Raw genomic sequence first — 26646 nt, 5'->3', positions numbered from 1 at the left:
GTGTGGGCGAACGCACCGAGAGCAACCAGACCGCGGCGGCCGGGCGGGGACCCGCCCGGGGCCGCCCGCGGGACGCCGAACGAGACCGGGCCCTGTTGGAGGCCACCGTCCAGGTCCTCCAGGAGAGCGGCTACGGCGGACTGACCACGGCCGCCGTGGCCAAACGGGCCGGGGTCTCCACCGCGACCCTCTACCGTCGCTGGCGTTCCAAGGAAGACCTGGTCGTGGGCACCGCCGTGCGCTGGGCGAGCGACCTCGGCCCGCAGCCGGACACCGGCAGCCTCGAAGGCGACCTGGCCGCCCTGCTCCGGGACAAGGCCGAGACGCTGGAGGGGCCCGGCGGCCGCCTGCTGCACGTCCTGATCGGCGAGTCCGCCCACAACGAGGCGCTGGCCCGGGTGCTGGACACCGCGATCATCGAGCCGGTCCGCGACCGGGCCGCCACCGTCGTGCGCCGCGCCGTCGACCGCGGCGACATCCCGCCGCTGGAGAACGCCCATGTGCTCGCCGACCTGGTCGTCGGCTCGATGGTCAGCCGCCTCTTCCTCACCCCCGATGCGGCGCACCGGGTCACCACGGACGGCCCGTCGTCCGGTGAGGCGGCGATCGGCGAGCTCCTCCCGTTCCTGCTGCGCGCCCTGGGCGCACGGACGGGCTGAAACGGGCACCGAGCGCCCGTTCCGCCGCACCGCCGATCTTCCCGGCCGGCCGCCCGGCTGTGCCGACCGGGGGCGCGCGCCTCGGCGGTGGGATTTGCCTTGGAGCGCACTCCAGCCGCCACACTGACCACGACGGCATCCCGGGCCGTGGACGGAAAGGCGGCAGCTGATGGAGACGACGAACCGGACGGGGCACCCCCTGCCCTACGACACCTACCGGCAGGCGATCGAGCGGGAGACCCTGCGCTTCGCCGAGGTGGTCCAGGGTGCGGACCCCGCGACCCCGGTGCCCTCCTGCCCCGACTGGACGCTGGCCGACCTCGCCCGGCACGTGGGATCGCTGCAGCGCTGGTTCGGCACGCTGCTGACCCAGCTGGTGCAGGAGCCGCCGCGCAGCCGTGACGTGGAGCTGGGGCTGCCGGAGCGCGCGGAGGAGTACGCCGACTGGGTGGCCGCGGGCGTGCCCACCGTGGCCGCCGTGCTGCGGAGCACGGACCCCCGGGCGGCCATGTGGGCCTGGGGCGAGGACCAGCACGCGCGGTTCTGGGCCCGCCGGATGCTGTTCGAAACGCTGGTGCACCGGGTCGACGCGGAGCGTGCCGTCGGCCACGAGTCGGCCATCGACCCCGCGCTGGCCGCGGACGGGGTGGACGAATTCCTCGTCAACCTGCCCTACGCGGGCCTCTTCGCCCCTGCGGTGACGAAGTTGCGGGGCGACGGCGAGGTCATCGCCTTCCGGTGCGCGGACGCTGCCGGCGCCACCGGCGAGGAGTGGCGGGTGCGGCTGGATCCGGACGGCTTCCGCCTGCTGCCACGGCCAGGAGCCGAGGCCGGCACGGATGACGCCGCGTCATCCGGGGCACGGACGGCGGTACGAGGACAGGCGGCGGACCTCCTGCTGCTGCTCTACGGGCGGCGCTCGTACCAGGACCCCGCCTTCGACGTCGCGGGCGAGGCCACCGCACTCGACCGCTGGTTCGCCCACACGGCCTTCTGAAACCGCCGGTCGAGGAGCCTCCCAGGCTTCTGAGGAAGGCCATGGCGGGCTCCCTTCGGGCTGGGTTCCTCGTTTCGCCATGCCGGGGGGCACCCGGTATTGCCTGCTACCGCGGCGGCGGTACGGCAGCGGTTCCCCCGAGCGGCAGCTCCGAGCTCCGCGATGCCTCTGTGTACCGCCGGGGCCCCGTCCCGGGCGGACGGGTGCCGCCGGCCGTCGTGGCCGGCGGCACCCGCACCGACCGTGGTTCAGGACCGGGCGCGGAAGGCGCGCAGCCGGAGCGAGTTGCCCACGACGAAGACCGATGAGAAGGCCATCGCCGCGCCCGCGATCATCGGGTTGAGCAGTCCGGCCGCCGCGAGCGGCAGGGCGGCCACGTTGTAGGCGAAGGCCCAGAAGAGGTTGGTACGGATCGTGCCGAGCGTCTTGCGGGAGAGCCGGATCGCCTCCGCGGCCGCGCGCAGGTCTCCTCGTACGAGGGTGAGGTCACCGGCCTCGATCGCGGCATCCGTGCCCGTCCCCATGGCCAGGCCCAGATCGGCCTGGGCGAGCGCGGCGGCGTCGTTGACCCCGTCACCCACCATGGCGACGCTGCGACCCTCCGCCTGGAGGCGCTTGACCACGGTCACCTTGTCCTCGGGCAGCACCTCGGCGATCACCTCGTCGATGCCGACCTCCGCGGCGACCGACCCGGCCACCGCCCGGTTGTCGCCGGTGAGCAGAATCGGGGTCAGGCCGAGGGCGCGCAGCCGGCGGATGGCCTCCGGGCTGGTCTCCTTGACGGCGTCCGCCACCTCCAGGACGGCCCGCGCCGCGCCGTCCCAGGCGACCGCGATCGCCGTACGGCCCGCCGTCTCCGCCTCGGTCATGGCCCGCTCCAGCTCGGCCGGCAGGTGGATCGCCCACTCGGCGAGCAGCTTCCGGCGGCCGACGAGGACCGCATGCCCCTCGACGACGCCCTGGACGCCGAGCCCGGCGACGTTGGCGAAGTCCTCCGGAGTGGGCAGGACACCGACCTTCTGCTGGGCCCCCTCGGCCACCGCCCGGGCGATCGGATGCTCGGAGGCGTGCTCCAGCGCCCCGGCGAGGCGCAGGACATCACTCTCGTCCTCACTGGTGTGGACGAGAGTGAGGGTCATCCGTCCCGTGGTGACCGTGCCGGTCTTGTCCAGCACGATGGTGTCGACCGTGCGGGTGGTCTCCAGCACCTCCGGCCCCTTGATCAGGATGCCCAGCTGGGCACCGCGCCCGGTCCCGACCATGAGGGCGGTCGGAGTGGCCAGACCGAGGGCGCACGGGCAGGCGATGATCAGGACGGCGACGGCGGCGGTGAACGCGGCCGTCAGACCGGCCCCGTTGCCGAGCCAGAAGCCGAGGGTGGCGAGCGCCAGCCCGATCACGATCGGTACGAAGACCGCGGAGATCTTGTCCGCCAGCCGCTGGGCGGCGGCCTTGCCGTTCTGCGCGTCCTCAACGAGCTTGGCCATACGGGCCAGTTGGGTGTCGGCGCCGACCCGGGTCGCCTCGACCACGAGCCGCCCGCCGGCGTTCAGCGTGGCACCGGTGACCGCATCACCGACGGCGACCTCGACCGGGACCGACTCGCCGGTGAGCATCGACGCGTCCACGGCCGACGAGCCCTCGACCACCGTCCCGTCCGTGGCGATCTTCTCCCCGGGACGGACCAGGAAACGGTCACCGACCTGCAATGCGGCGGTCGGCAGGGTGACTTCGCGCCCGTCCCGGAGAACGGTGACTTCCTTGGCCCCCAGCTCCAGGAGCGCCTTGAGCGCCGCACCCGCCTTCCGCTTCGAACGGGCCTCGAAGTAGCGCCCGGCCAGCAGGAAGGCGGTGACGCCGGCGGCGGCTTCGAGGTAGAGGTTGCCCGCGCCGTCGCCGCGGGCGATGGTCAGCTCGAAGGCGTGCGTCATGCCGGGCGTGCCGGCAGTACCGAAGAACAGCGCCCACAGCGACCACAGGAACGCCGCCGACGTGCCGACCGAAATCAAGGTGTCCATGGTGGCCGCGCCGTGCTTGGCGTTCGTCCAGGCGGCGCGGTGGAAGGGCCATGCGGCGTAGGTGACCACCGGCGCGGCGAGGGTGAGCGAGAGCCACTGCCAGTACTCGATCTGCAGCGCCGGAACCATCGCCATCGCGACCACCGGCAGCGCGAGGACCACGGCGGTGACCAGCCGCTGACGGAGCGGCCGGAGCCCATCGGGCTCGGCGTCCGCGCCGCCGGCCGCCGGCGCGCTGTCCGTACGGGCCGGGGCGGGCTCCTGCGCGGTGTAACCGGTCGCCTCGACGGTGGCGATCAGATCGCCGACCGAGACGTCTTCGGCCCGGTAGCTGACCTTCGCCTTCTCCGTCGCGTAGTTGACGGTGGCCTCGACGCCGTCCATGCGGTTGAGCTTCTTCTCGATGCGGGCCGCGCACGAGGCGCAGGTCATGCCGCCGATGGCGAGTTCGACCTCGTGGGATTCGGTGAGAGTCGTCATCACTGCTCCTCGCAGGGGAAACGGTCGCCGGTCCCGCGGGGCGCGGGCCCGGCAACAGGGGTGTGTCAGGCGGCGCGGCCGGTGAACTCACCCCGACCTGTATACCCCCAGGGGGTATCTGTTCGCCGTGCACACTTATACCCCCTCCCCGTATCAATGGCAAGCCTCCCCGTCCTTCTTTGCTTATACCCCCCAGGGGTATAGTCTCCGTGCTGGCCGACCCGCATACCGACCGCATACCGACGCGTCTCCCGACGCGCGCACCCGCAAGGAGAACCCGATGAACACCCCGGTAAAAATCACGGCATTCGCGGCCGCGCTCGCCGCGTCCTTCGGCGTCGCGTACGGCGTCGGCAGCGTCGTCACGCCCGTCACCGCGGCCCCGGAGGCCGCGGCACACGCCGGACACGGAGGCAGTGGTTCAGCGGGCGGGGCAGGGGAGCACGCGGCGGGCGGCCACGACATGCCACCCGGCGGGCTGCAGATCTCCCAGGACGGCTACACGCTCGACCTCAAGACCCCGCAGGTCCGCGCGGCCCGGGCGACGGAACTCCGCTTCGCCATCCGGAACGAAGCCGGCCAACAGGTCACGGCCTACCGGCGTGAGCACGGCAAGGAACTCCATCTCATCCTCGCCACCCGCGACTTGGGCACCTACCAGCACCTGCATCCCACCCGCGCGGCCGACGGCACCTGGCGCATCAAGGCGGAGCTCCCCGCGGCCGGCGCCTATCGGCTCTTCGCCGACTTCACCCCGGACGCCGAGGAAGCCAAGAACCTCACCCTCGGCGCGGATCTCGCGGCCACGGGCACCTACCGCCCCGCCCCGTTGCCCGCACCGGCCACGGTCGCCAAGGTCGACGACTACACCGTCACCCTCGACGGCCGGCTGCGCGCGGGGAAAGAGAGCGAACTGACCCTGAAGGTCACCAAGAACGGCCGACCGGTCACCGACCTCCAGCCCTACCTCGGCGCCTACGGTCACCTCGTCGCGCTGCGCTCGGGCGACCTCGCCTACCTCCACGTCCACCCCAACGGTGCACCTGGCGACGGCAAGACGAAGCCCGGGCCCGAGGTCTCCTTCACTGCCATGGCACCGAGCGCCGGCGCCTACCGTCTCTTCCTCGACTTCCGGCACGAGGGCAAGGTCCGCACCGCCGCCTTCACGGTCGACGCGGCGCGCGCTTAGGGCCTGTCCGATGGATCAGGGCCGGAAAGGCCCGCCATCGGGTCTCCTGCTGCCGGAGCCGGCTCCGCATCCGCGTCGAGATCGCCCCGGGCGCGGACGTACGGCGCTCTGGGATCATGATGCGATGGAACGTATTCGGCAGGCAGTCAGTTCTGGGTCGCCACTCGAACCGCAGATCGGGTTTTCGCGGGCCGTCCGCAAAGGGGCGCATGTCGCGGTCGCCGGCACCGCGCCCATCGGGGACGACGGGACAACGGTGGGGCAAGGCGATGTCCACGCCCAGACCGTCAGGTGCCTGGACATCGCGGAGGTCGCGCTGGAGGCGGCGGGGGCATCGCTGGAGGACGTCGTGCGGACCCGCATCATGCTCACTGACGTGACGCGGTGGAGGGAGGCCGCGCGGGCCCACGGAGAGCGGTTCGCCTCGGTCCGCCCCGCATGCACCTTCGTGGAGGTCTCACGCTTCATCGATCCCGACTGGCTCGTCGAAGTGGAGGTCGACGCCATCCTCGACTAGGTGACGAGAGCGCTGGTCCCAGCCACGCGCGGAGAACGGGCTGGCTGGTCGCTCTGCCGCGCGTGGACCGTCAGGCCACGTCGCCGAGGTAGGCGTCGGGAGGCGGGGGCGTGTGGGACAGGTCGGCGATGGGTTGCCGGAGGGCCTGCGGCAGCAGAGGGGTGGAGGGGAGGTTCCGTAGGGGGACCCATTCCAGGCCGGTCTGCGTGTCGTCCTGTGAGTGACCGCCGAGTCGATGGGGATCGCCGGTGGGAACGCAGAGGAAGATCGCTTCGATGCGGTGGCTCTCGGACCCGTCCGCAGGCTCACCGTGATGGGCACCGATGTATTCGCGCAGCCACAACAGTCGGTCGACCGCCACGGTAAGGCCGGTTTCCTCGTGCACTTCGCGGCGCACGGCGTCATCGAAACTCTCTCCGGGGTGCTGGCCTCCTCCGGGCAGGAAGTAGCACTCCTGATCTCTCCAGCGGGCGCGCATCAGGAGGACGCGGCCCTCGTGGAGGATGACGGCCTTGGCAGCGGTGCGGATGTTCGGGGCCGGCGGCTGGGGCACGGTGCTGGTCACCTTCCTGTCGTTCCTTTGTCTGTCCACTCGTCAGCGGTCCTGTCCCGACCGCCGAGGCGGGTACCTACGAGCACACACGATGCCTGGTCCGTCCGAGAAAGAGACTCGTCCTCACCTTCACCCGCGTCGTCGCCGAAGATGTGGCGGCGTGACCGCGCCGAGGCCGGGGCGTCGTGCGGAGTCCCATGCGTCATGGACGCACGCTATGCGAGGAGGCTCCGTGGTCGACAGGGCGCACTGGTTCGGCCGGCTGCTTCGGGTGCGGCAGCCTGCCCAGGGCCGGCTGTCGGCCACCGGTCGTGGGCAGGCTGCCGCGGAGTCGTTCGGGGCCGTCCCGTCAGCGGCGCAGGGGGCCTTCGCAGTGGAAGTGGGACGTGCCGGCGCGGCCGTTGGACCAGACCTCGACCTCGCCGAAGGAGCAGTTCATGTCGCGGAGGTTGTTGTCGCCCTGTGCGGCCCGGTCAAGCACAAAGAAGTCGACGGTCTCGGACATGTCCTGGAAGACCGTATCGGCGTTGCCGGCGTCGGCGAGGTTCGCCGTGATGCGGCCGTCGCAGGTGAACCGCGGACGGTCCGTCGAGCCGGAGGCGCCGCATGCGTCGGGTGCGATGCCGGTGGACCTGGTGAAGGACGAGCGGATCTGGTCGGGTGTGCTATCGGTCAGCGAGGCGAGGGGGACGTGCTGGGTGTCGGGGACGAACAGGTCGTCGACGTGGGCGATGTTCTTGTCGAGGAACGTGTCGTACTCCCGCTGGAGTCCCGCGTCCCTGCCGAGGCGGGTGCGCCAGGCGTCGAAGGCCGCCGGGTCGTCGGCCCGCAGGTTCCGGTACATCTCCTTCAGCAGGGAGGGGTGTTCGGCCCACAGGAACTCGAAGAAGGTCCCCGCGTAGTTGTAGAAGCGGAAGCCGTCACCGTCGTAGGTGGCGTGCAGGAGCTGGTCCACGGTCATGCGGGGGCCGCCGTTGGCGGTGTCGGCGATGATGCCCTTCACCAGTGACTTGCGGACCTTGATGCCGTCGTCACGGGTGCTGCCGTCGAAGAACTCGGCGGTGCCCTCGTCCATCGCCGTGGTCCGGTCGCCCTCGTACCAGGGGCCCTGGCCGAACACGCCGGGTACCGCCCAGCGGCCGTTGAGGTAGTGCGTGTACTCGTGCCGGAAGAGCTCCTCCAGCGTGAGGGTGGAGTCCTGCGGGACGCGGCGCTGGTAGGTGTAGAAGGTCGCGCCGTTCTCGATGTAGATGCCGCCGTTGCTGGTGCCCAGGCCGGTCAGCAGCGGCTGGAAGTTCTCGTAGTCGGCGCGGGAGGCGTACAGCACGATGTGCAGGGTGGAGTTGGTGTCTCCGGCCAGCGGCTCCTCGGTTCCGACCACCCGGTGGAACTGCGTCTTGACCTGCTTGCTGGCGTAGTAGAGCTGGTCGACGGTGTCGCGGTCGAGGGCGGTGCGGACCGTGATGCCGTCCGTACCGGCCTTGCCGTAGGTGTAGGTCCGGGGGAAGAGGCGCTTCTCGATGTCCTGGCGGCAGACCTTGTACGGCGCGCAGGCGTCGAATTCGATCAGCCAGGTGGCCACCTTGGCCCAAGGGGCGCTGTATGCCCCGAAGTTGCGGGCGGTGGTGTCCAGGAGCGGGCCGAGGCCGGTGACGATCTCGTTGCGCAGCCGGTCGATCTGCCCGGTACGGCCGTACTCGCCGACCGCGTCGCGCACCACCCAGGCGTTGGCCGTGTCCTTGAGGTGGGTGTAGCCGGCGAAGGCCTTGAAGGCGGCGCGGTAGGACGGGTCGGCCACGACCGCGGCGTGGAAGGCGGTGTCCTTGTTGCCCGGGTAGACGCCGAGGTAGTGCACGGAGAGCGCGGCGAGCGCGGCGCCGCCCCAGGAGGAGTCCTTGGCGGTTTCCGGGTGGTCCGGGCCCATGGTGGCAAGTACCCGTTTGACCAGCGGGAGTTGGTACTGGCGCAGGCCCTGCGCGCTGGCCGCGTTGAGGGCTTCGCGGAGCGTCTCGGCGTTGCTGCGGGTCACGTCGAAGGTGTGGGCGGCGGAGCCGAAGGCGTCGACGGCCCGGCGCATGGCGTCCAGCGTCGCCGGGTCGGCGAGGTCGATCTCCCGGTGGGAGAAGCCCTGGTACGCGACCGCGTGCAGGTAGGTGAACATCTCCAGCAGGTGGCTGCCGTTCCGGCCGTCGTGCCCGGCGGCGAGCTGGCCGATGCGGTGCGCGACGGCCTGGATGTGGTCCTTGGACATGACGGGCGCGAGGCGCTGGTCCCAGGTCCAGATCAGGGTGCGCAGACAGCCGTCGGCGGTGACGTCGGGGGCGGCGAGGAACTCGGTGAACTGGTCCGGGGAGAGGTGCGTGATGCCGTCGAGGGTGCAGGGGACGGCGGTCTTGCCGACCGTGGCGTGCGGTGTGCGGGCCGTCGCCTTTGCCTTCGCCTTGGGCGTGTGCGGGCCGGGGACACGGTCGTTGCCGAGCCCGCCGGGGCCCGGTATCCGGAGGGACGAGGGCTTGGGCGCCTTGGCCAGGCGGTCGACCCGGTCGTGCGGGGTGGGCGTGGGAGCCGTCGCACCGGCGAAGGTGGCCGGGCCCAGGGCCGCGGCGGCGGTGCGCGGGGCGGGGGAGGGGGTGGCCGGGTATCCGGTTCCGGCCGCCGTGACACAGAGCGTCACCGCTGTCGCGGCCGTGAGCAGGGATCTGCGAAGGGTTCTCGAAGGGAACACGAAGGTCTCCTGTGTGGGGGCGGTGAAACGTGCGCGCCGGGGCTGCGGTGTCCGGGCCCCGGCTGCCTTACAGGCGCCGACCATGAGAGGCATGCGCACGTCATGTGATGTGTAACGTAGTAATGTGAAATTGCACTGACAAGCCCTTTGTCGGAGTGTGTTCCGGGGAAATCCCTTTCTCCGCCGGTTAGTTCAGACCAGGGGCCGCGCCGCGCCGGGATGGCGTCGCCGCCAGCGCGCGTACGCCGGGCTGTCGGCGCAGGCGTTCAGATAGCCCTCGCGCACCCGCCGCAGGATCGCCCCGCCGTGCCGGGCGAGCGGGCCGTCGCGGTGCCAGGCCAGCACATGGCGGTACCACAGGGGGTTGCCGGCCAGTGGGCGCACGACCACCCCCGGTACTTCGATGAAGGTGGCCTGGCAGAGGCTCACCGCCAGCCCGGCCCGGACGATCTCGATCAGCTGCCGCCCCTCGGCCTCGTAGGGCACCCGGGGATGACGGTCGGTCAGGGCGAAGACGGACGCCCAGTACTCGCGGGTGCGGTCGCTGTCCGGGCGGGGCGCGGCCCATTCCTCCGCGGCGAGCCCGGAAAGGCTCACCTCCTCCTGGTCCGCCAGGGGGTGGCCGGCGGGCAGCAGCGCGAAGACGGGCTCCGTGACGAGCGGGTGCAGCAGCACGCCGTCGCGGGGCGGCGGCTCCTGACCGGGGTGGTCGCCGAGGACGGCGGCCTCCAGACGGCCGGCGCCAAGGTCGTCCAGCAGCGGGGCGGGCGCGTACCGGCAGCGGGCGGTCACCTCCGCACTCGGCAGCAACTCCCGTACGGCCAGCAGGAGATGGCCGAGCAGCGGGGCGCCCACCGAGCCGACGCGGATGCGGGCGGGCGCCGCGGCGCGCCGCGCGGCCCGGTCGGTGTCGGCGAGGAGCTGGTCGACGCCCGGCAGGATGGCACGGGCGTGGGCCAGCACCAGATCGCCCAGCGGGGTGGGCGCGGAGCCCTCCCGCCGGCGGTCGAACAGCGCGCCGCCCAGGAGGGTTTCGATGCGCCGCAGCTGGGCGCTCAGGCCCGGCTGGGTCATGCCGAGCGACGCGGCGGCCCGGGTGAGGCTGCCGGCCCCGGCGATCGCGCACACCACCCGTAGATGCCGTATCTCCAGATCCATGGCGCGGATGTTATGGACCGGTGGGAGCTTCCCGACAGGGTGTGGCAGCCCTCAGTCTCATGTGACATCTCACACCGCACCCCCCATGGAAAGGTGCCAAGACGATGAAGGCGCTGCACCCCGCCCGCCGCCGACCCGCACCGCTGCTCGCGGCAGCACTCGCCGGGCTCCTCCTCCCCCTCACCGGAGCCCCGCACGCCGAGGCGTCCCATGTGCCCGAGCGGACCGAGCGCGCCGGAGACTGCGCGCTGCCGGGCACCACCGGCTGGACGGACGAAGGCCATGCCACCGACCGCTCCGTGTTCCAGCGCCCCACCGGGACCCGCAAGGTCGGCATGATCTTCGTGGACTTCCCGGACGCCCCCGCCACCGAGTCCCCGGCCGACGACGCGGCCCAGATCACGCCCGGCGCGGACTGGCTGTGGCAGGCGTCGTACGGCAAGGCGTGGCTCGCCATATCCCAGCACCAGCACTGGGTACGGATGCCCCGCAACTCCACCGACTACGGCTTCGCGCGCGGCCTCAGCCACGAGGCGCACGAGGCGTACATCAAGGACGCCGTCACCGCCGCCGACCCGGACGTGGACTTCTCCGCGTACGACATGGTGTACATCGTCCCGACCAAGAACGCCTCGGCCATCTCCTTCACCCCCACCTACGTGTACGAGCCGGGCACGGCCGGCGTCGTCGCCGACGGGAAGCGCATCAAGTGGGCCGTCACCTTCGGCCAGGACATGTGGCACTGGGGGCCCAAACTGGTCGGCCACGAGACCGTGCACACCTTCGGGCTGCCCGACCTGTACGCCTTCGACCCGGGCGACGACGTGCACCGCTTCGTGGGCGGCTGGGACGTCATGGGTCTGATCAGCGGGGCCGGGCCGCAGTACTTCGCCTGGGAGTCGTGGAAGCTCGGCTGGACCGCCGACAGTCAGGTCGTCTGCCGGGCCTCGGCGGGCAGCGACACCGTCCGGCTCACCGCCGTCGAGTACGGCAGCGGAACGAAGATGGCCGTCCTCCGCACCGGCCCGACGTCGGCGTACGTGGTCGAGTCCCGGCGGGCGGCCCGCGCGGACACCGGCCTGTGCGCGACCGGTGCGCTCGTCTACAAGGTCGACTCGTCCGTCGAGACCGGCAAGGGACCCGTCCGGGTCATGGACGCCAGGCCCGACGCCACCCCGGCGCAGGGCTGCCGGCCCTTGGACGACGCACCCTACCGGGCCGGTGAGTCGTTCACCGACGCGGCCGCGGGCGTGCGGATCGACGTGCTGAAGGCCGGCGCCTACGGGGACACCGTGCGCATCATCAAGTCATAAGTCGCCCTGGAGAAAGGCAGGTTGACTGTGCCCCGACGCCCACCTCGGCGCCGGGGCACAGCCGTGTGCGAGGGCGGTCAGACCGTCTCGGGGAAGTGGCAGGCGACCCGGTGGCCGGCCCCCGACCGCTCGGCTCCGCTCAGGACCGGGGCCTCGGTGCGGCAGCGGTCCTGTGCCTTGGGGCAGCGCGGGTGGAAGGTGCAGCCGGGCGGGGGCGCCGCGGGGTTCGGAGGGTCGCCGAGCAGGGTGAGGCGCTCCCGGGCCCGTTCGGCGACGGGGTCGGGCAGCGGTACGGCGGACAGCAGCGCCCGGGTGTAGGGGTGTGCGGGAGCCGCGTAGACCCGTTCCTTCGGGCCGATCTCGACGATGCGGCCCAGGTACATCACGGCGACCCGGTCGCAGACCCGTTTGACCACGGACAGGTCGTGCGCGATGAAGAGGTAGGCGAGCCCGAGTTCCCGCTGGAGGCGCGCCATGAGGTTGACGATCTGTGCCTGTACGGAGACGTCGAGCGCCGAGACCGGTTCGTCGGCGATGACCAGTCGCGGGCCGGTGGCCAACGCCCGGGCGATGCCGATGCGTTGGGCCTGGCCGCCGGAGAACTCGTGCGGATAGCGGTCGAGGTGTTCGGGGATGAGCCCGACCAGCTCCATCAGGTCGGCGGCCCTGCGGCGGGCGTCGACTGCCGAACCGCCCTGCGCCAGCAGGGGTTCGGCGATGATCCTGGCCACGGTCTGGCGCGGGTTGAGGGAGGCGTGCGGGTCCTGGAAGACCATCTGCAGGTGGCGGCGCAGCGGGTGCAGTTCCCGCTGTCCGAGGTGGCTGATGTCGCGGCCGTCGAAGGTGATCGAGCCGGTCGTCGGCTCCAGCAGCCGCACGATCATGCGGCCGGTGGTGGACTTGCCGCAGCCCGACTCCCCGACCAGGCCGAGGGTTTCGCCCGCCGCCACGTCGAAGCTGACGCCGTCGACGGCCCGGACGGGGGCCGTGCGGCCCCGCTTGCCGGGGAAGGTCCGGGTCACGTCGCGCACGGACAGCAGCGGGGCCGTGCCCCGGGACGGGGAGCCGGCGGCGGCCGGGGGCGGGGACGTGCGGGGCGTCGTCATGGGGTGACCTTTCGGATCCGGTCCGGGCCCTCGGACCGCGGGTGGCCCGGGGCGCCGGGTGCGGTGGCCGGGCCGAGCGGCAGATGGCAGGCCACCGTGTGCCCGCCGGAGGCGACCAGCCGGGGCCGGTGACGGGTGCACCGCTCCCGATCGGCCCAGTCGGCCGCCGCCGCCCGGGGGCAGCGGGGCGCGAACGCGCAGCCCGGTGTGGGGGTGAGCAGCGAGGGCGGGCTGCCGGGGATCGCGCGCAACGGGGCGTCGTCGGCGTCGTCGAGCCGGGGCAGGGAATCGAGCAGGCCGCGCGTGTAGGGGTGGGCGGGGGCGGCGAACAGGGCCTCCACCGGCGCCTGTTCGGCCGCCCGGCCGCCGTACATGACCAGGACCTCGTGGGCGACGCGGGCGACCACCCCGAGGTCGTGGGTGATCAGGACGACGGCGAGCGAGCGTTCCTCCTGGAGCCGGGCGAGCAGCTCCAGGATCTGGGCCTGGACGGTGACGTCCAGGGCGGTCGTGGGCTCGTCCGCGATGAGCAGGTCGGGCTCGCAGACCAGGGCCATGGCGATCATCACCCGCTGCCGCATGCCGCCGGAGAACTGGTGCGGGTACTCGCCCGCCCGGCGCTCCGGCTCCGGGATCCCGACCTCGGCGAGCATCTCCACGGCCCGCCGCCGGGCGGCGGCGCGGCCCGAGCCGACGTGCACCCGGTGGTGCTCGGCTATCTGCTCGCCGACCGTGTAGTAGGGGTGGAGGCTGGAGAGCGGGTCCTGGAAGACCATCGCCATCCGGCGGCCGCGGAGCCGGCTCAGCTCGCGCTCGGTGAGCCCGGCGAGTTCCCGGCCCTCCAGGGCGATCGAACCGCTGACCTCGGCCGCGGTGTGCAGACCCATCACGGCCATCGAGGTGACCGACTTGCCGGAGCCGGACTCGCCGACGATGCCGAGGGTACGGCCGCGGTGGACGTCGAAGGACAGGGAGTCGACGGCCCGTACGGGGCCGTCCTTGGTGGCGAACGTCACCGCCAGGTCCCGTACGGCCAGCAGGGGTTCGGTGTCGGTGGCCATCACAGCCTCACTCGGGGGTCGACGACGGCGTAGAGGAGGTCGACGGCCAGGTTGGCGACGACGATGAAGGTGGCGGCGAGCAGGGTCACGCCGAGGATCACCGGCTGGTCACCGGTGGTCAGGGCGCCGTAGAAGAGCCGTCCGATGCCCGGGAGGCCGAAGAGCGACTCGGTGATCACGGCGCCGGCGAGCAGCCCGCCGAGGTCCATGCCGAAGAGGGTGAGCAGGGGCGTCATCCCCGCCCGCAGCCCGTGCTTGACGACGACGGTGCGGCGCGGCAGGCCCTTGGCGCGGGCCGTGCGGATGTACGGCTCCGCCATCGTCTCGATCATCGAACTGCGGCTCTGGCGTGCGTACATGGCCGCGTAGAGGAGGGCGAGCGCGAGCCAGGGGAGCAGCAGGTTCGACGCCCAGTGCGCGGGGTCGTCGGCGAAGGAGACGTAACGGGGATAGGGCAGCAGGCCGGCCACCCGGATGAGGCCGTAGATCAGCATCATCGACGTGAAGTAGACGGGCAGCGAGGCGGCGCCGACCGCCCCGACCATCAGGGCGCGGTCGACGAGCGTGTCCTTGCGGAGGGCCGCGACCACCCCGGCGCTCAAACCGAGCACCAGCCACAGCACGGCCGCACCCAGGGCGAGCGACGCGGACACCGGCAGCCGGTCCACGAGGAGGTCCCAGACGGCCTCGCTGTTCTCGTACGAGTAGCCCAGGCAGGGGAAGTGGCAGTGCAGGGTGTACCGGCCGCTGCCCATCGTGCGGCCGGTGAAGATCCCGGAGACGAAGTCCCAGAACTGCCGCCACACGGGTTCGTCGAGCCCCATGTGCGCCCGGATCGCCTCCAGGCGCTCGGTGCTGCACGACTTGCCGCAGGCCGCGGCGGCCGGGTCGGAGGGCAGGACGTAGAAGATCGTGAAGGTGACCGCGGCGACGGCGATCAGCACTCCGACGACGGCCACCAGGCGCCGCAGCGTGTAGCGGATCATGCGCGGCTTCCCCTCGGGTCGAGGACGTCGCGCAGGGCGTCGCCGAGCAGCGTGAACGCGAGGACGGTCAGGAACAGGCAGGCGCTCGGGATGACGAAGTACATGGGGTCCGTGTCGTAGAAGGAGACGCTCTCGGCGATCATCTGGCCCCATGAGGGGGTGGGCGGCCGCACCCCGACGCCCAGGTAGCTCAGGGCCGCCTCGGTGGCGATCATCCCGGGGATGATGAGGGTGGTGTACGCGATGACGGGCCCGGCGACGCCCGGCAGGACGTCGCGGGTGAGGATGCGCCAGGGGCCGGAGCCGCCGACGCGGGCGGCGTCGACGTACTCGCGGTGCTTGAGGGAGAGGGTCTGGCCGCGCACCACGCGGGCGACGCCGGGCCAGCCGAAGAGCCCGATGACGGCCGTCATCAGCAGGATCCGGTTGACGTCCTTGGCGACCGACATCATCGCGATCATGAAGATGAGGGAGGGGAAGGACATGGTGAGGTCCATCAGGCGGGAGAGCAGGGCGTCGGTACGGCCGCCGAAGTAGCCGGCCGCGATCCCGGCCGCGGTCCCGGTGACGACGACGATCGCGGTGGCCGTGAGGGCGATGAGCAGCGAGACCTGGGCGCCGTGCACGACCCGGGCGAACAGGTCGCGTCCGGTGACCGGTTCGACGCCCAGCCAGTGGTCGGCGGAGATCCCGCCGAGCGGTCCGAGGGGCGTACCGCCGAGGTACGGGTCGACGGCGGACTTGTCGAACGCATCGGGCGACCAGCCGCCGAGCGCGCTCAGCAGCGGGGCCGCGGCCGCCATGACCAGAAACAGCCCGATGATGACGAGGGAGATCTTCACGGAGCCGCGGCGGCGCAGTTCACGGCGGACCAGCTGCCCGGGGCGGCCGGACGCGGTGGACAGGGGGGCCGCCTCCGGGGCGAGCGGCTCGGGTGCGGGGGAGGACATGATGGGCCGGCCCCTCCTCAAGCCCGGCTCTTGGCGGGGTCTTTGAGGCCGACGGAGGCGTAGTCCAGCTGGCCGCCGAAGGAGGTCTGGCCGTAGGCGCCCGCGATGTTGCCGCCGAGCACCAGGGGCCAGCGGCGCACCAGGACCGGGACGGCGGGGGCCTTCTTGAGGATCTCGCCGTCGAGTTGCCGCCAGGCCTGGTCGGCCCGCCGGGCGTCGGTCATCGCGGCGATCTCGTCCATCCGCCGCATGGTCGGCCGGTCGCGGAAGAGCGAGTGGTTGCCGGAGTTGCCCTTCTCCTTGATGTACCGGCCGTCGAAGACGAACGGCAGGAACGTCGAGCCGGAGGGGTAGTCGGGGCACCATCCGGTGAAGACCAGGTCGGTGCGGTTCTTGGTGTCGCCGATGGTGGCGTAGAACGCGGACGGATCGACGGTGTTGATGGCGACCTTGATGCCGGCCTTGGCCAGGGACTGCTGGATGGCTTCGGCGCGTCCCTTGTCGCCGGAGGACACGGTGATCTCCGTCGAGAAGCCGTCCGGCTTGCCCGCCTCCTTCAGCAGCTGCTTGGCCTTCGCGACGTCTCCGGTGGTGGGGATCTTGAGGGTGTCGGGCTGCTTTCCGCCGAAGAGCGAGGCGGGCATGTAGGCGGTGGACAGGTCGTTGAAGGCCGGGCCGCCGGACGCGGTCAGCACCGAGTCCCTGTCGAGGGCGTACTGCACCGCCCGCCGCACCCGTACATCGGTGAAGGGCGCCCGCCCGGTGTGCATCTGGACCATGTCCGTGCAGTTCGTCGACTCCGCCAGCAGGCGCGCCCTGACGTCGGCGTGCGGCAGCACCTTGGCCGCGCTCTCCGGCCGCAGCGCGGACCAGGGGACGGCGGAGGCGTCCGGGCCCTGGCCGGCGATGAGCCGGTCGTCGATCTGGTTGGCCTTCAGGCCCATCTCCACGACCAGCCGGTCCGGGTAGGCCTTGCGCACCGGGTCGGTCTTCGGGTCCCAGTACGGATTGCGGACCAGGACCAGGCGCTTGTCCCGCCCGTACGACTCGATCTTGTACGGTCCCGAGGAGAACGGCCGGTTGTCGTAGCGCGGTCCGTCGTCGCGGGCCTGGGGCACGGGCGCGAAGGTCGGCATCACGGTGACGTCGGGGAACTCCGCGAAGGGCTTGCGCAGTTCGAAGACGAGGGTGTGGTCGTCCGGCGTCTTCACGGAGGCGAGGTGTTCGCCGTCCGCGGGGCCCTTGTACCCCTCGGCGCCGGCGAGGTAGCGGGCCGCGTAGTCGGCGCCGCCGGGCAGGTCGGGCGAGAAGGACCGCTCCACGTTGTACTTGATGTCCCGCGCGGTGACGGGTGTGCCGTCCTCGTATCTGACGCCCTTCTTGAGGTGGAAGGTCCAGGTCCGGGCGCCGTGGGACGGGGTGCCGAGGTCGGTGGCGAGGTCGGGGACGAGGGTGCCGCCCGCGGGGCCGGGCGCCGCCCGGTAGGTCACCAGGGTGCGGTAGAGCAGGCGGGTCCCGAAGTCCATGTCGTTCATGACCCAGTTGCGGGCCGGGTCGAGGTGGGTGAAGTCCTGGTTGGACAGGACGGTGAGGGTGCCGCCCCGCTTCGGGGTGCCGCCGACGACCTTGCCCTGGTTGACCAGGGCGGGGTTGGTGCCGCGGCCCCTGCCGTCCGCGGAGTCCTTGCCGCCGGCACAGCCGGTCGCGCCGAGGGCCAGGGCCGCCGCCAGGCAGGCGGCGGCGGTACGGGTGCGCTTGTTCATCAGTGGTCACTCCGTGAACAGTCGGACAGCCGTCAGGCTGGAATGTGACCCGTAACATAGTAATGTGAAATTGCACTGACAAGGTGTCGACCGCCCCGTTATCCAGCTGTGCCCGAGTGAACTGCCGCCGGAGGCGGGGCGTTTGCCCTGTGACCCGCCCTGTGAACCGCACTGCGAACCGCCCTGTGAACCGCACCGCAATCGAGGAGGAGAACCCATGACGGAAGCTGTTCCCACCGCCCCGCGGACCGTCAGCCATGACCTGCCCGTCACGCCGGAGTTGGAGCGGTTCCTGGCGAGCGGCTGGGCGGCGACGCCGCTGCCGGACGCCATCCGGCTGTCCGCCGCCGACGTCACCCCGGCCCGCCGGCAGCGCCTCTCCGCCCGCTTCCCCGGCGAACGGCTGATCGTCCCCGCCGGTGACCTCACCGTCCGCTCCAACGACTGCGACCACCGCTTCCGGCCGCACAGCGCCTACGCCTGGCTCACCGGCCTGACCGGCGAGGAGCAGGCGGGTCACGTCCTGGTCCTGGAGCCGGACGGACCGCACCGGCACGAGGCGGTCCTGTACCTCCGCCCCCGCTCGCCGCGCACCGACAGCGGCTTCGCCCGGGACCGGCGCTACGGCGAGTTCTGGGTGGGTCGCCGCCCCGACCTCGCCGAGGCCGAGCGCATGACCGGCGTCCGCTGCGTCCACCTCGACGGCCTCGGCGCCCTGCCGCCGGGGCGCAACGCCGCAACGGACGGCCAACTGGCATCCGTGCTCAGCGAGTTGCGGCTCGTCAAGGATGCCTGGGAAGTCGCGCAGCTGCAGCTCGCCGTCGACCACACGACCGCCGGGTTCGAGGACGTCGTCCGCAGTCTGCCGCGCGCCCTCGCCCATCCGCGCGGCGAGCGCTGGATCGAGGGCGTCTTCGGGCTGCGGGCCCGCGCCGAGGGCAACGGCACGGGCTACGAGACCATCGCGGCCGGCGGCGCCCACGCCTGCGTCCTGCACTGGATACGCAACGACGGCCCGCTGGACGCCCGCCAGTTGCTCCTCCTGGACGCCGGCGTGGAGACCGACACCCTCTACACCGCCGACATCACCCGCACCCTGCCGCTCTCCGGACGCTTCTCCCCGGTGCAGCGGCAGGTGTACGACCTGGTGCTCGCGGCCCAGGAGGCGGGCATCGCCGCGCTGCGGCCGGGCGCACGGTTCCGCGACTTCCACCGTGCGGCGATGCGGGTGATCGCGGAGGGGCTCACCGACTGGGGCGTCCTGAAGGACCCGGAAGGGGACTTCCACCGCCGCTACACCCTCTGCAGCAGCGGGCACATGCTCGGGCTCGACGTGCACGACTGCGCCCAGGCGCGGGCCGACGCCTATCTGGACGGGGTGCTGGCGGAAGGTCAGGTGCTGACGGTCGAGCCGGGGCTCTACCTCCAGCCGGACGACGAGACGCTCCCGCCGGACCTGCGCGGCATCGGCGTACGGATCGAGGACGACCTGGTGATCACGGCGGACGGGGCGCGGCTGATGTCGGGCGCCCTGCCGCGGACGCCCGAGGCGGTGGAGGCCTGGATGGGTGAGCTGATGGCGGGCTGAGCTCACCCGTCACCTGGGGCTTTTCCGGGCCGCGGCAAGGGAATTGGCGCGGAGGCGGGGAGATCCCTTGGCAACGTGGGTGCAATGTGAAATATTACTGACGTGCCCACGAGAAACTCTCCGGATCTCCTCGTCATCGGCGCGGGCGTGGTCGGCGCCGCCTGTGCCTACTATGCGGCCCGGCGGGGCCTGCACGTCACCGTGCTCGACCGCGGCTCCGTCGCCGGCGGCACCACCGGCGCCGGCGAAGGCAACCTCCTGGTCTCCGACAAGGAACCCGGCCCCGAGCTCCGACTCGCCCTCTATTCCACGCAGTTGTGGCGCGAACTGGCCGTGGTGCTGCCGTCACGGATCGAGTACGAGGCCAAGGGCGGCCTCGTCGTCGCCTCCGAGGAGAAGGGCCTGTCCGCGCTGCGGGAATTCGCCGCACGGCAGACGGAGGCCGGGGTCACGGCGGAAGTGGTGCCGGGCGGGCGGCTCCGTGAACTGGAGCCGCACCTCGCCCCCGGCCTCGCGGGTGGCGTCCACTACCCGCAGGACGCCCAGGTGCAGCCTGCCCTCGCCGCCGCCCACCTGTTGCGCGCGGCCGGCGACCGGGTGAGCCTCCGGCTCGGCGAGGAGGTCACCGCGATCCTCACCGGCGCCCAGGGCGAGGTGCGCGGAGTGCGGACGCCTTCCGGTGACCTCCACGCTCCCTACGTCGTGAACGCGGCGGGGACATGGGGCGGCGAGCTGGCCCGGCTCGCCGGCGTGCAGCTGCCGGTGCGGCCCCGGCGCGGCTTCGTGCTGGTCACCGAGCCGCTGCCGCGCCTGGTACGCCGCAAGGTGTACGCCGCGGACTACGTCGCCGACGTCGCCAGCGACTCGGCGGCCCTGCAGACCTCCGCCGTTGTCGAGGGCACCCCGGCGGGCCCGGTCCTGATCGGCGCGAGCCGGGAGCGGGTCGGCTTCGACCGCTCACTGTCGGTGGAAGCACTGAGCCGCCTGGCCGGGCAGGCGGTCCGGCTCTTCCCGGTCCTCGCCACGGTGCGGGCCGTGCGGACGTACGCGGGCTTCCGCCCCTACCTGCCCGATCACCTGCCCGCGATCGGGCCCGATCCGCGCCGACCGGGGTTGCTGCACGCCTGCGGCCACGAAGGAGCGGGCATCGGCCTCGCCCCGGCCACCGGACGGATCATCGCCGAGACCCTGACGGACGGCGAACTCCCGCTGGACATCACCCCGTTCAGACCCGACCGGTTCGGCGGGGGAGAGGCGTGATGGCCGCTTCGCCGGCCCCTCGCCGCCCCCGCACCGACCCCCTGCGAAAGGAGCCGTGTCATGGCGCGTGACCGCAGCCCCGCCGAGCTCGTCGGCGCGGCGCCCGACGCCGCGTTCGAGATCACCTTCGACGGCCGCCCGATCACCGCGCTGCCCGGCCAGTCCCTGGCCGCCGCGCTGTGGGCCGCCGGCATCCTCGCCTGGCGCACCACCCGCGTCGGCGGCCGGCCGCGCGGCGCCTTCTGCGGCATCGGGCACTGCTTCGACTGCCTCGCCACCGTCAACGGAGAACCCAACCGCCGGGCCTGCCTGGTCCCGGCGCGGCCCGGCGACGCCGTCACGACCCAGGAGGGACACGGCCATGACGATCTCGCCGTCCGATGACCCGGAGTACGACCTCGCGGTGATCGGGGCCGGCGCCGCGGGCCTCGCCGGTGCCGTCACCGCCGCCGAACTCGGCCTGTCCGTCGCCCTGTTGGACACCTCGTCACAGCTGGGCGGGCAGTTCTACCGGCACCCCGCCCCGGCCCTCGGCGCCACCCGCCCCGAGGCGCTGCACCACGACTGGTCCACCTTCACCGACCTGCGCCGTCGCCTGACCGACAGCGGCGTGACCCATCTCGCCGGACACCATGTCTGGACCGTCGTCCGCGCGGAGCCCAAGGACCTGTGGGACGTGCACGCCGTGACCGGAGCGGACGGCAACGGGGAGCGCCCGGCCCGGGTCCGGGCCCGCGCGGTGCTGCTCGCGACCGGCGCGTACGAGCGGCAACTGCCGTTCCCCGGCTGGACGGTGCCGGGCGTGGTGGGTGCCGGGGGAGCGCAGGCGATGCTCAAGTCCGGCCTGGTGGTGCCTGGGATTGGGGTCTCCCCTGCTCGAGCGCAGCCGAGAGCTCGGGGAAGGGTCGTGGTGGCGGGCAGTGGTCCGCTGCTGCTGGCCGTCGCCGCCTCGCTCGTCACGGCGGGGGCCCGCGTCCCGGCGGTGGTCGAGGCGGCCGGCTACCTCGGCTACGCCCGCCACCTCCGCGTTCTCGCCGCCAACCCGCACAAGATGGCGGAGGCGGCGGTGCACGGCACGGCGCTCCTGCGGCACGGGGTGCGGCTGCGCACCCGCAGCGCGGTGACCCAGGTGCACGGGGCCGACCGGGTGGAGGCCGTCACGGTCTCCCGGCTCGACCGCGACTGGCGGCCCGTACGGGGGTCGGGCCGCCGGATCGCCTGCGACGCCCTGGCGGTCGGCTTCGGTCTCGTCCCGCAGCTCGAACTCGCCACCGGCCTGGGCTGCGCCACCCGGCGCACCCGGGACGGCAGCCACGCCCTCGACCTCGACGCACAGCAGCAGACCTCGGTACCCGGCATCTGGGCGGCGGGCGAGACAGGCGGCATCGGTGGCGTGCAACTCGCATGCGTGGAAGGCGAGGTGGCGGGTCTCGCGATCGCGGCCCGGCTCGGCGGGCGGCCCGCGCTCACCGAAAGCGGGCGGGCCCGTGCCCTGGGCCGCCGGCGCGACCGGATGCGCGCCTTCGCGTCCGTGATGGCCGCGGCACACGCACCCGGCGCCGGATGGACCCGGTGGCTCGACGACACCACGGACGTCTGCCGCTGCGAGGAGGTCAGCGCCGGCCACATCCGCGAGGCGGTCGCCGACTACGGCGCCCGGGACGCCCGCACCGTCAAACTCCTCACCCGCGCCGGCATGGGCTGGTGCCAGGGCCGGATGTGCGGGACCGCCGTGGCCTGCCTGGCCGCGGAGGGGCCGGGAGCGGAGCCGTCGCCGTCTCCGGAGCGCCGCCCGCTGGCCGTGCCCGTCCGGCTGGAGGTGCTCGGTGCCCTCGCGGAGGTGACCGCATCCGAAGGCGGCGGTCTGGAGGAAAGCGCCGATCCGGAGAAGGGCGCCGGCCGCTGACCGGACGCGCCGCGCCCACCGCCCGCGCCCACGGGCACCACGCACCACCACACGCCATGCCACACCCCGCAGAACCCGTCACAGACACCCGTCCACAGTCACCCGTCCACAGACACCCATCCAGAGACACCCATCCAGAGACACCCATCCACAGAAGGGCTCCCTCATGACCACCGCCTCCACCGCCACGACCTGGAGCGCCGAACGCCCCTGGCGCGGCATCATGGTCGCCACCGCCCTGCCCCTGCGTGCGGACCGGTCCGTCGACCACGACGCCTACGCCGCACACGTCCGCTGGCTCCTCGACAACGGCTGCGACGGCGTGGTGCCGAACGGCTCGCTGGGCGAGTACCAGACCCTGACCGACGAGGAACGCGCCCGCGTGGTGCGCACCGCCGTCGCGGCCGCCGGCGACGGTGCGCGCGTGATGCCCGGCGTGTCCGCGTACGGCAGCGCCGAGGCCCGCCGCTGGGCCGAGCAGGCCGCCGAAGAGGGCTGCGGCAGCGTCCTGCTGCTGCCGCCCAACGCCTACCGCGCCGACGAGTCGGCCGTACGGGCCCACTACGCCGAGGTCGCCCGGGCCGGCGTGCCGATCGTGGGCTACAACAACCCCATCGACACCAAGGTCGACCTGACCCCCGCGCTGCTCGCCCGCCTCCACGGCGAGGGCAGCATCGTCGCGGTCAAGGAGTTCACCGGCGATGTGCGCCGGGCGTACGAACTGGCCGAACTCGCCCCCGGACTGGACCTGTTGATCGGCGCCGACGACGTGCTCCTGGAGCTCGCGCTGGCCGGGGCCGTGGGCTGGATCGCCGGATACCCCAACGCCTTCCCCGCCGCCTGCGCCGAGCTCTACCGTGCCGCCGTGGCCCAGGACCTGGACACCGCCCTGCCGCTGTACCGGTCCCTGCACGCCCTGCTGCGCTGGGACTCCAAGACCGAGTTCGTGCAGGCCATCAAGCTCTCCATGGACATCGTCGGCCGCCACGGCGGCCCGACCCGGCCGCCCCGTCTGCCACTGTCCGGCACTGTCGAGGCCGAGGTGCGGGCAGCCACCGAGAAGACCGTCGCCGCCGGCCACCGCTGACCGGGAGGAGACCATGCGCACCCGCCACGTCTTCCACGCCGTCGACTCACACACCGAAGGCATGCCCACCCGCGTGATCACCGGCGGCGTCGGGGTGATCCCCGGCACCACCATGGCCGAGCGCCGGCTGCACTTCATCGAGCACCTGGACCACCTGCGCACCCTGCTCATGTACGAGCCGCGGGGCCACGCCTCCATGAGCGGCGCCATCCTCCAGCCCCCGACCCGGCCCGACGCCGACTACGGCGTGCTGTTCATCGAGGTCTCCGGCCTCCTGCCGATGTGCGGACACGGCACCATCGGGGTGGCCACCGTCCTCGTCGAGACCGGCATGGTCGAGGTCACCGAGCCCGTGACCACCGTCCGCCTCGACACCCCCGCCGGCCTGATCAGCGTCGACGTCCAGGTCGAGGACGGACGGGCCGAGTCCGTCACGCTCACCAACGTGCCCGCCTTCTGCGTCGGCCTCGACCTCACGGCGGACGTACCGGGCTACGGCGCGGTGACGTACGACCTCGCCTTCGGCGGCAACTTCTACGCCTTCGTCGATCTCGACGCCCTGGGGCTGCCGTTCGACCGGGCCCGCAAGGACGATCTGCTCGCCGCGGGGCTCGCCCTCATGGACGCGATCAACGCCTCGCCCGACCGGCCCGTCCACCCGACCCGGCCGGAGATCGCGGGCGTCAAACACGTCTACCTCGCCGCCCCGGGCGCGGACGCCCACCACTCCCGGCACGCCATGGCCATCCACCCGGGCTGGTTCGACCGCTCGCCGTGCGGCACCGGCACCAGTGCGCGGATGGCCCAGTTGCACGCCCGCGGCGCCCTGCCCCTGCACCGCGACTTCGTCAACGAGTCCTTCATCGGCACCCGGTTCACCGGGCGGCTCGTCGAAGAGACCGAGATCGGGCACCTGCCCGCCGTCGTGCCCCGCATCACCGGGCGGGCCTGGATCACCGGCACCGCCCAGTACTTCCTGGACCCCGACGACCCCTTCCCCGGAGGTTTCCTCCTGTGAGCACCGCCCTGGCCCCGGTTGTCTCCCGCAACCCGGCCGACCCCTCCGACGTGGTCGTGGAGACCGCCGCACCCGGCGCGTTCGCCGCCGCCGACGCCGTCGAACGCGCCCGCACCGCACAGCCCGGCTGGCTGCTCGGCGGCGCGGCCGCCCGCTCGGCCGCCCTCGGCGCGATCGCCGACGCCGTCGAGGCGGCCGCGGACGAACTGGCCGCGCTCGCCGTACGCGAGGTGGGCAAACCGGTCACCGAAGCCCGCGCCGAGGTGGCCCGCACCGCCGCGATCTGGCGCTACTACGCCCAGACCCCGCACGACCCCACCGGCGCGGTCCACGAGCCGGCCGCCGGCCCCGGACTGCTGCTCAGCCGCCGCCGGCCGCACGGCGTCGCCGGCCTGATCACCCCCTGGAACTTCCCGTTCGCCATCCCCACCTGGAAGGCGGCCCCCGCGCTCGCCGCCGGCAACGCGGTCGTACTGAAACCCGCACCCGAAGCCACCGGCTGCGCGCTGCGCCTGGCCGAGATCGTGCAACAGGCGCTGCCCGCCGGGGTGTTCACGGTGCTGCCCGGCGGTGCCACCGAGGGTGACGCCGTCGTCTCGTCCGCCGACGTCATCTCCTTCACCGGCTCCACCGCGGTCGGCCGGGCCGTCACGCGGACCGCCACCGACCGAGGTGTCCCCGTACAGGCCGAGATGGGCGGGCTGAACGCGGCGATCGTCCTGCCGGACGCCGACATGGACACCGCGGCCGCACACATCGCCGCCGCCGTCGCCGGATACGCCGGCCAGAAGTGCACCGCCACCAGCCGCGTGATCGCCGTGGGCGCGGCCCTCGCGCCGCTGCGCGAGGCACTGGCCGCACACCTGCGGGCCCTGCCGGTGGGCGCCCCCACCGACCCCGCCACCGTCTGCGGCCCCCTCATCAACGAACGGGCCCGCAACCGGGTGGTCGAGGCCCGCCGGGGACTGCCCGCACTCGTGGGCACCCCCGCGCCCGTCCCGAGCGACGGCTGGTACGCGGCGCCGGCCCTGTTGGAGCACGTCCCCGCCGACCACCCGCTCCTGCGGGAGGAGACCTTCGGCCCGATCGCCGTACTGCTCCCCGCCGACGACCTGGACCGGGCGGTGCGGATGACCAACTCCGTTCCGTACGGCCTGGTCACCTCGGTACACACGGCATCCCTCGACACCGCCCTGCACGGACTCGACCGGCTCGACACCGGCATGATCCGGGTCAACGCCCCTTCCACCGGTGTCGACTTCCACCTGCCGTTCGGGGGCACCAAGGCATCCAGCCACGGACCGCGCGAACAGGGCCGCGCCGCCCTGGACTTCTACACCTCGACCCGCACCTACACCCTCGCCCCCGCACACCCGTAGCCACCTGCGAAAACAACGTGACATTGTACGCTGGTGATCCGCTCGGCCACGAGGGACAAGGGCACGAAGGGAAACACCACGACATGGGCCACCTCACGCAGCGCAATCTCAACACCACCAGGGAGCGCCTGCGCGACCAGGTCGCCCACCACCTGCGGGCGGCCCTGATCTCGGGCGAACTCCGCCCCGGCGAGGTCTACTCGGCACCCGGCCTCGCGGAGGACTTCGGCATCTCCGCGACGCCGGTGCGCGAGGCGATGCTCGACCTGGCCCGCGAAGGCCTGGTCGAACCCGTCCGCAACAAGGGCTTCCGGGTCACCGAGGTCAACGAGCGCGACCTCGACCAGTACACCGAGATCCGCACCCTCATCGAGGTCCCCATGATCGGCCGCATCACGCGCAGCGCGTCCCGCGAGGAGCTGGAGGCGCTGCGCCCGGTCGCCGAGGAGATCGTGCGCGCCGCCCGCGACCACGACCTCATCGGCTACCTCGACGCCGACCGCCAGTTCCACCTCTCCCTCCTCGCGCTCGCCGGGAACGACCGGCTCGTGGAGACGGTCGGTGACCTGCGCAAGCGCTCCCGCCTGTACGGCCTGACCGCCCTGGACGAACGCGACCAGCTGCTCCCCTCGGCCGAGGAGCACATCGAACTCCTCGACCTGATGGTGGCCGGCAACGCCAAGGCCGCCGAGAAGTGCATGGCCCGCCACCTGAGCCACGTCCGCTCCCTGTGGGCGGAGAGCGCGCAGGAACGCACCCCCGCCCGGCACGGCCGCAATGTCCGCCTGAGTTCCCGCTGACGACCGGACCCCGCCCGGGGCGGACCGGCCGGTGCCGGGCCGTGCACAACACGGCGTGATGGCCGAGCGGGAGTTCCCCCGGACGTGCGGTGACCACAGACTGTCTGTCCCAGGCCGGTCCGACCACACCTCA

At 72.6% G+C, this 26646-nt stretch carries 22 protein-coding genes; 13 read left to right on the top strand and 9 right to left on the bottom strand.

Translation table 11 applies throughout. The annotated features are described in order from the left end of the window. Window positions 1-2: 2 nt before the first annotated feature. Entirely contained in the window at window positions 3-659 is a 657-nt protein-coding gene (locus V2J85_RS03130) for a TetR/AcrR family transcriptional regulator (RefSeq protein WP_330820551.1), read from the top strand. 169 nt (window positions 660-828) lie between these two features. Beyond that, the gene (locus V2J85_RS03125; RefSeq protein ID WP_330820550.1) at window positions 829-1656 is read left to right on the top strand and encodes a maleylpyruvate isomerase family mycothiol-dependent enzyme; all 828 of its coding nucleotides are present in this window, start codon (window positions 829-831) and stop codon (window positions 1654-1656) included. Window positions 1657-1904: 248 nt separating this feature from the next. On the opposite strand, the gene V2J85_RS03120 is transcribed toward V2J85_RS03125, so the two are convergent. Next, on the bottom strand, window positions 1905-4154 hold the full coding sequence (locus V2J85_RS03120) for a heavy metal translocating P-type ATPase (RefSeq protein WP_330820549.1): 2250 nt from the start codon (window positions 4152-4154) through the stop codon (window positions 1905-1907). Window positions 4155-4434: 280 nt separating this feature from the next. On the opposite strand from V2J85_RS03120, the gene V2J85_RS03115 reads away from it, so the two are divergent. Both V2J85_RS03115 and V2J85_RS03110 read left to right on the top strand, forming a co-directional pair. Further along, entirely contained in the window at window positions 4435-5343 is a 909-nt protein-coding gene (locus V2J85_RS03115; RefSeq protein ID WP_261953225.1) for a DUF748 domain-containing protein, read from the top strand. A gap of 124 nt (window positions 5344-5467) precedes the next feature. Then, window positions 5468-5860: a RidA family protein gene (locus V2J85_RS03110; RefSeq protein WP_261953226.1), complete on the top strand. Its 393-nt coding sequence runs from the start codon at window positions 5468-5470 to the stop codon at window positions 5858-5860. A gap of 70 nt (window positions 5861-5930) precedes the next feature. Here V2J85_RS03110 and V2J85_RS03105 read toward each other — a convergent pair whose 3' ends face one another. From V2J85_RS03105 to V2J85_RS03095, 3 genes are all read right to left on the bottom strand, one after another. Beyond that, complete coding sequence (locus tag V2J85_RS03105) at window positions 5931-6425, bottom strand: NUDIX domain-containing protein (RefSeq protein ID WP_261953227.1); 495 nt, start codon at window positions 6423-6425, stop codon at window positions 5931-5933. 337 nt (window positions 6426-6762) lie between these two features. Beyond that, window positions 6763-9138: a collagenase gene (locus V2J85_RS03100; protein WP_330820548.1), complete on the bottom strand. Its 2376-nt coding sequence runs from the start codon at window positions 9136-9138 to the stop codon at window positions 6763-6765. A 192-nt stretch (window positions 9139-9330) separates the two neighbouring features. Beyond that, a complete protein-coding gene (locus V2J85_RS03095; protein ID WP_330820547.1) occupies window positions 9331-10296 on the bottom strand; it encodes a LysR family transcriptional regulator in 966 nt (321 codons plus the stop codon). Between the two features lie 104 nt (window positions 10297-10400). Between V2J85_RS03095 and V2J85_RS03090 the strand changes: the two genes are divergently transcribed. After that, window positions 10401-11609, top strand: coding sequence for a M6 family metalloprotease domain-containing protein (locus V2J85_RS03090; protein WP_330820546.1), 1209 nt, complete (start codon window positions 10401-10403; stop codon window positions 11607-11609). Window positions 11610-11686: 77 nt separating this feature from the next. On the opposite strand, the gene V2J85_RS03085 is transcribed toward V2J85_RS03090, so the two are convergent. From V2J85_RS03085 to V2J85_RS03065, 5 genes are read right to left on the bottom strand one after another with little or no spacing between them, the layout of a single operon-like run. Then, on the bottom strand, window positions 11687-12715 hold the full coding sequence (locus V2J85_RS03085; RefSeq protein WP_330820545.1) for an ABC transporter ATP-binding protein: 1029 nt from the start codon (window positions 12713-12715) through the stop codon (window positions 11687-11689). Further along, on the bottom strand, window positions 12712-13776 hold the full coding sequence (locus V2J85_RS03080) for an ABC transporter ATP-binding protein (protein ID WP_261953232.1): 1065 nt from the start codon (window positions 13774-13776) through the stop codon (window positions 12712-12714). The genes V2J85_RS03085 and V2J85_RS03080 overlap by 4 nt, the downstream gene beginning before the upstream one ends. Next, window positions 13776-14762: an ABC transporter permease gene (locus V2J85_RS03075; protein WP_261953233.1), complete on the bottom strand. Its 987-nt coding sequence runs from the start codon at window positions 14760-14762 to the stop codon at window positions 13776-13778. Before V2J85_RS03075 ends, V2J85_RS03080 begins: the two co-directional genes overlap by 1 nt. Then, a complete protein-coding gene (locus tag V2J85_RS03070) occupies window positions 14759-15712 on the bottom strand; it encodes an ABC transporter permease (RefSeq protein WP_261953234.1) in 954 nt (317 codons plus the stop codon). The genes V2J85_RS03075 and V2J85_RS03070 overlap by 4 nt, the downstream gene beginning before the upstream one ends. A gap of 17 nt (window positions 15713-15729) precedes the next feature. Further along, entirely contained in the window at window positions 15730-17475 is a 1746-nt protein-coding gene (locus V2J85_RS03065; RefSeq protein ID WP_261953235.1) for an ABC transporter substrate-binding protein, read from the bottom strand. 217 nt (window positions 17476-17692) lie between these two features. Between V2J85_RS03065 and V2J85_RS03060 the strand changes: the two genes are divergently transcribed. From V2J85_RS03060 to V2J85_RS03025, 8 genes are all read left to right on the top strand, one after another. Beyond that, the gene (locus V2J85_RS03060) at window positions 17693-19063 is read left to right on the top strand and encodes an aminopeptidase P family protein (protein ID WP_261953236.1); all 1371 of its coding nucleotides are present in this window, start codon (window positions 17693-17695) and stop codon (window positions 19061-19063) included. 102 nt (window positions 19064-19165) lie between these two features. Then, window positions 19166-20323, top strand: a complete 1158-nt coding sequence (locus V2J85_RS03055; protein WP_330820544.1) for an NAD(P)/FAD-dependent oxidoreductase — start codon at window positions 19166-19168, stop codon at window positions 20321-20323. Window positions 20324-20383: 60 nt separating this feature from the next. Then, window positions 20384-20707 (top strand): (2Fe-2S)-binding protein, encoded by a 324-nt coding sequence (locus V2J85_RS03050; protein WP_261953238.1) that lies wholly within the window; start codon window positions 20384-20386, stop codon window positions 20705-20707. Next, entirely contained in the window at window positions 20685-22229 is a 1545-nt protein-coding gene (locus V2J85_RS03045) for an FAD/NAD(P)-dependent oxidoreductase (protein ID WP_330820543.1), read from the top strand. Before V2J85_RS03050 ends, V2J85_RS03045 begins: the two co-directional genes overlap by 23 nt. A 166-nt stretch (window positions 22230-22395) precedes the next feature. Then, a complete protein-coding gene (locus V2J85_RS03040) occupies window positions 22396-23316 on the top strand; it encodes a dihydrodipicolinate synthase family protein (RefSeq protein WP_261953240.1) in 921 nt (306 codons plus the stop codon). A gap of 13 nt (window positions 23317-23329) precedes the next feature. After that, on the top strand, window positions 23330-24334 hold the full coding sequence (locus V2J85_RS03035; RefSeq protein WP_261953241.1) for a proline racemase family protein: 1005 nt from the start codon (window positions 23330-23332) through the stop codon (window positions 24332-24334). Continuing rightward, window positions 24331-25713, top strand: coding sequence for an aldehyde dehydrogenase family protein (locus tag V2J85_RS03030; protein ID WP_330820542.1), 1383 nt, complete (start codon window positions 24331-24333; stop codon window positions 25711-25713). The genes V2J85_RS03035 and V2J85_RS03030 overlap by 4 nt, the downstream gene beginning before the upstream one ends. Before the next feature lie 83 nt (window positions 25714-25796). Then, window positions 25797-26513: a GntR family transcriptional regulator gene (locus V2J85_RS03025; RefSeq protein ID WP_330820541.1), complete on the top strand. Its 717-nt coding sequence runs from the start codon at window positions 25797-25799 to the stop codon at window positions 26511-26513. Window positions 26514-26646 lie beyond the last annotated feature (133 nt).

It is taken from the genome of Streptomyces bugieae, from assembly GCF_036352915.1.
In the GTDB taxonomy this organism is placed as follows: domain Bacteria; phylum Actinomycetota; class Actinomycetes; order Streptomycetales; family Streptomycetaceae; genus Streptomyces; species Streptomyces endophytica.
This window is presented reverse-complemented; position numbering and strand designations above follow the sequence as displayed.

Coding starts and splice junctions, on each gene's coding strand:
- V2J85_RS03125 (WP_330820550.1), top strand. CDS start 829: ATGGAGACGACGAACCGGACGGGGCACCCCCTGCCCTACGACACCTAC.
- V2J85_RS03120 (WP_330820549.1), bottom strand. CDS start 4,154: ATGACGACTCTCACCGAATCCCACGAGGTCGAACTCGCCATCGGCGGC.
- V2J85_RS03115 (WP_261953225.1), top strand. CDS start 4,435: ATGAACACCCCGGTAAAAATCACGGCATTCGCGGCCGCGCTCGCCGCG.
- V2J85_RS03110 (WP_261953226.1), top strand. CDS start 5,468: ATGGAACGTATTCGGCAGGCAGTCAGTTCTGGGTCGCCACTCGAACCG.
- V2J85_RS03095 (WP_330820547.1), bottom strand. CDS start 10,296: ATGGATCTGGAGATACGGCATCTACGGGTGGTGTGCGCGATCGCCGGG.
- V2J85_RS03090 (WP_330820546.1), top strand. CDS start 10,401: ATGAAGGCGCTGCACCCCGCCCGCCGCCGACCCGCACCGCTGCTCGCG.
- V2J85_RS03085 (WP_330820545.1), bottom strand. CDS start 12,715: ATGACGACGCCCCGCACGTCCCCGCCCCCGGCCGCCGCCGGCTCCCCG.
- V2J85_RS03080 (WP_261953232.1), bottom strand. CDS start 13,776: ATGGCCACCGACACCGAACCCCTGCTGGCCGTACGGGACCTGGCGGTG.
- V2J85_RS03075 (WP_261953233.1), bottom strand. CDS start 14,762: ATGATCCGCTACACGCTGCGGCGCCTGGTGGCCGTCGTCGGAGTGCTG.
- V2J85_RS03070 (WP_261953234.1), bottom strand. CDS start 15,712: ATGTCCTCCCCCGCACCCGAGCCGCTCGCCCCGGAGGCGGCCCCCCTG.
- V2J85_RS03065 (WP_261953235.1), bottom strand. CDS start 17,475: ATGAACAAGCGCACCCGTACCGCCGCCGCCTGCCTGGCGGCGGCCCTG.
- V2J85_RS03060 (WP_261953236.1), top strand. CDS start 17,693: ATGACGGAAGCTGTTCCCACCGCCCCGCGGACCGTCAGCCATGACCTG.
- V2J85_RS03050 (WP_261953238.1), top strand. CDS start 20,384: ATGGCGCGTGACCGCAGCCCCGCCGAGCTCGTCGGCGCGGCGCCCGAC.
- V2J85_RS03045 (WP_330820543.1), top strand. CDS start 20,685: ATGACGATCTCGCCGTCCGATGACCCGGAGTACGACCTCGCGGTGATC.
- V2J85_RS03040 (WP_261953240.1), top strand. CDS start 22,396: ATGACCACCGCCTCCACCGCCACGACCTGGAGCGCCGAACGCCCCTGG.
- V2J85_RS03035 (WP_261953241.1), top strand. CDS start 23,330: ATGCGCACCCGCCACGTCTTCCACGCCGTCGACTCACACACCGAAGGC.
- V2J85_RS03025 (WP_330820541.1), top strand. CDS start 25,797: ATGGGCCACCTCACGCAGCGCAATCTCAACACCACCAGGGAGCGCCTG.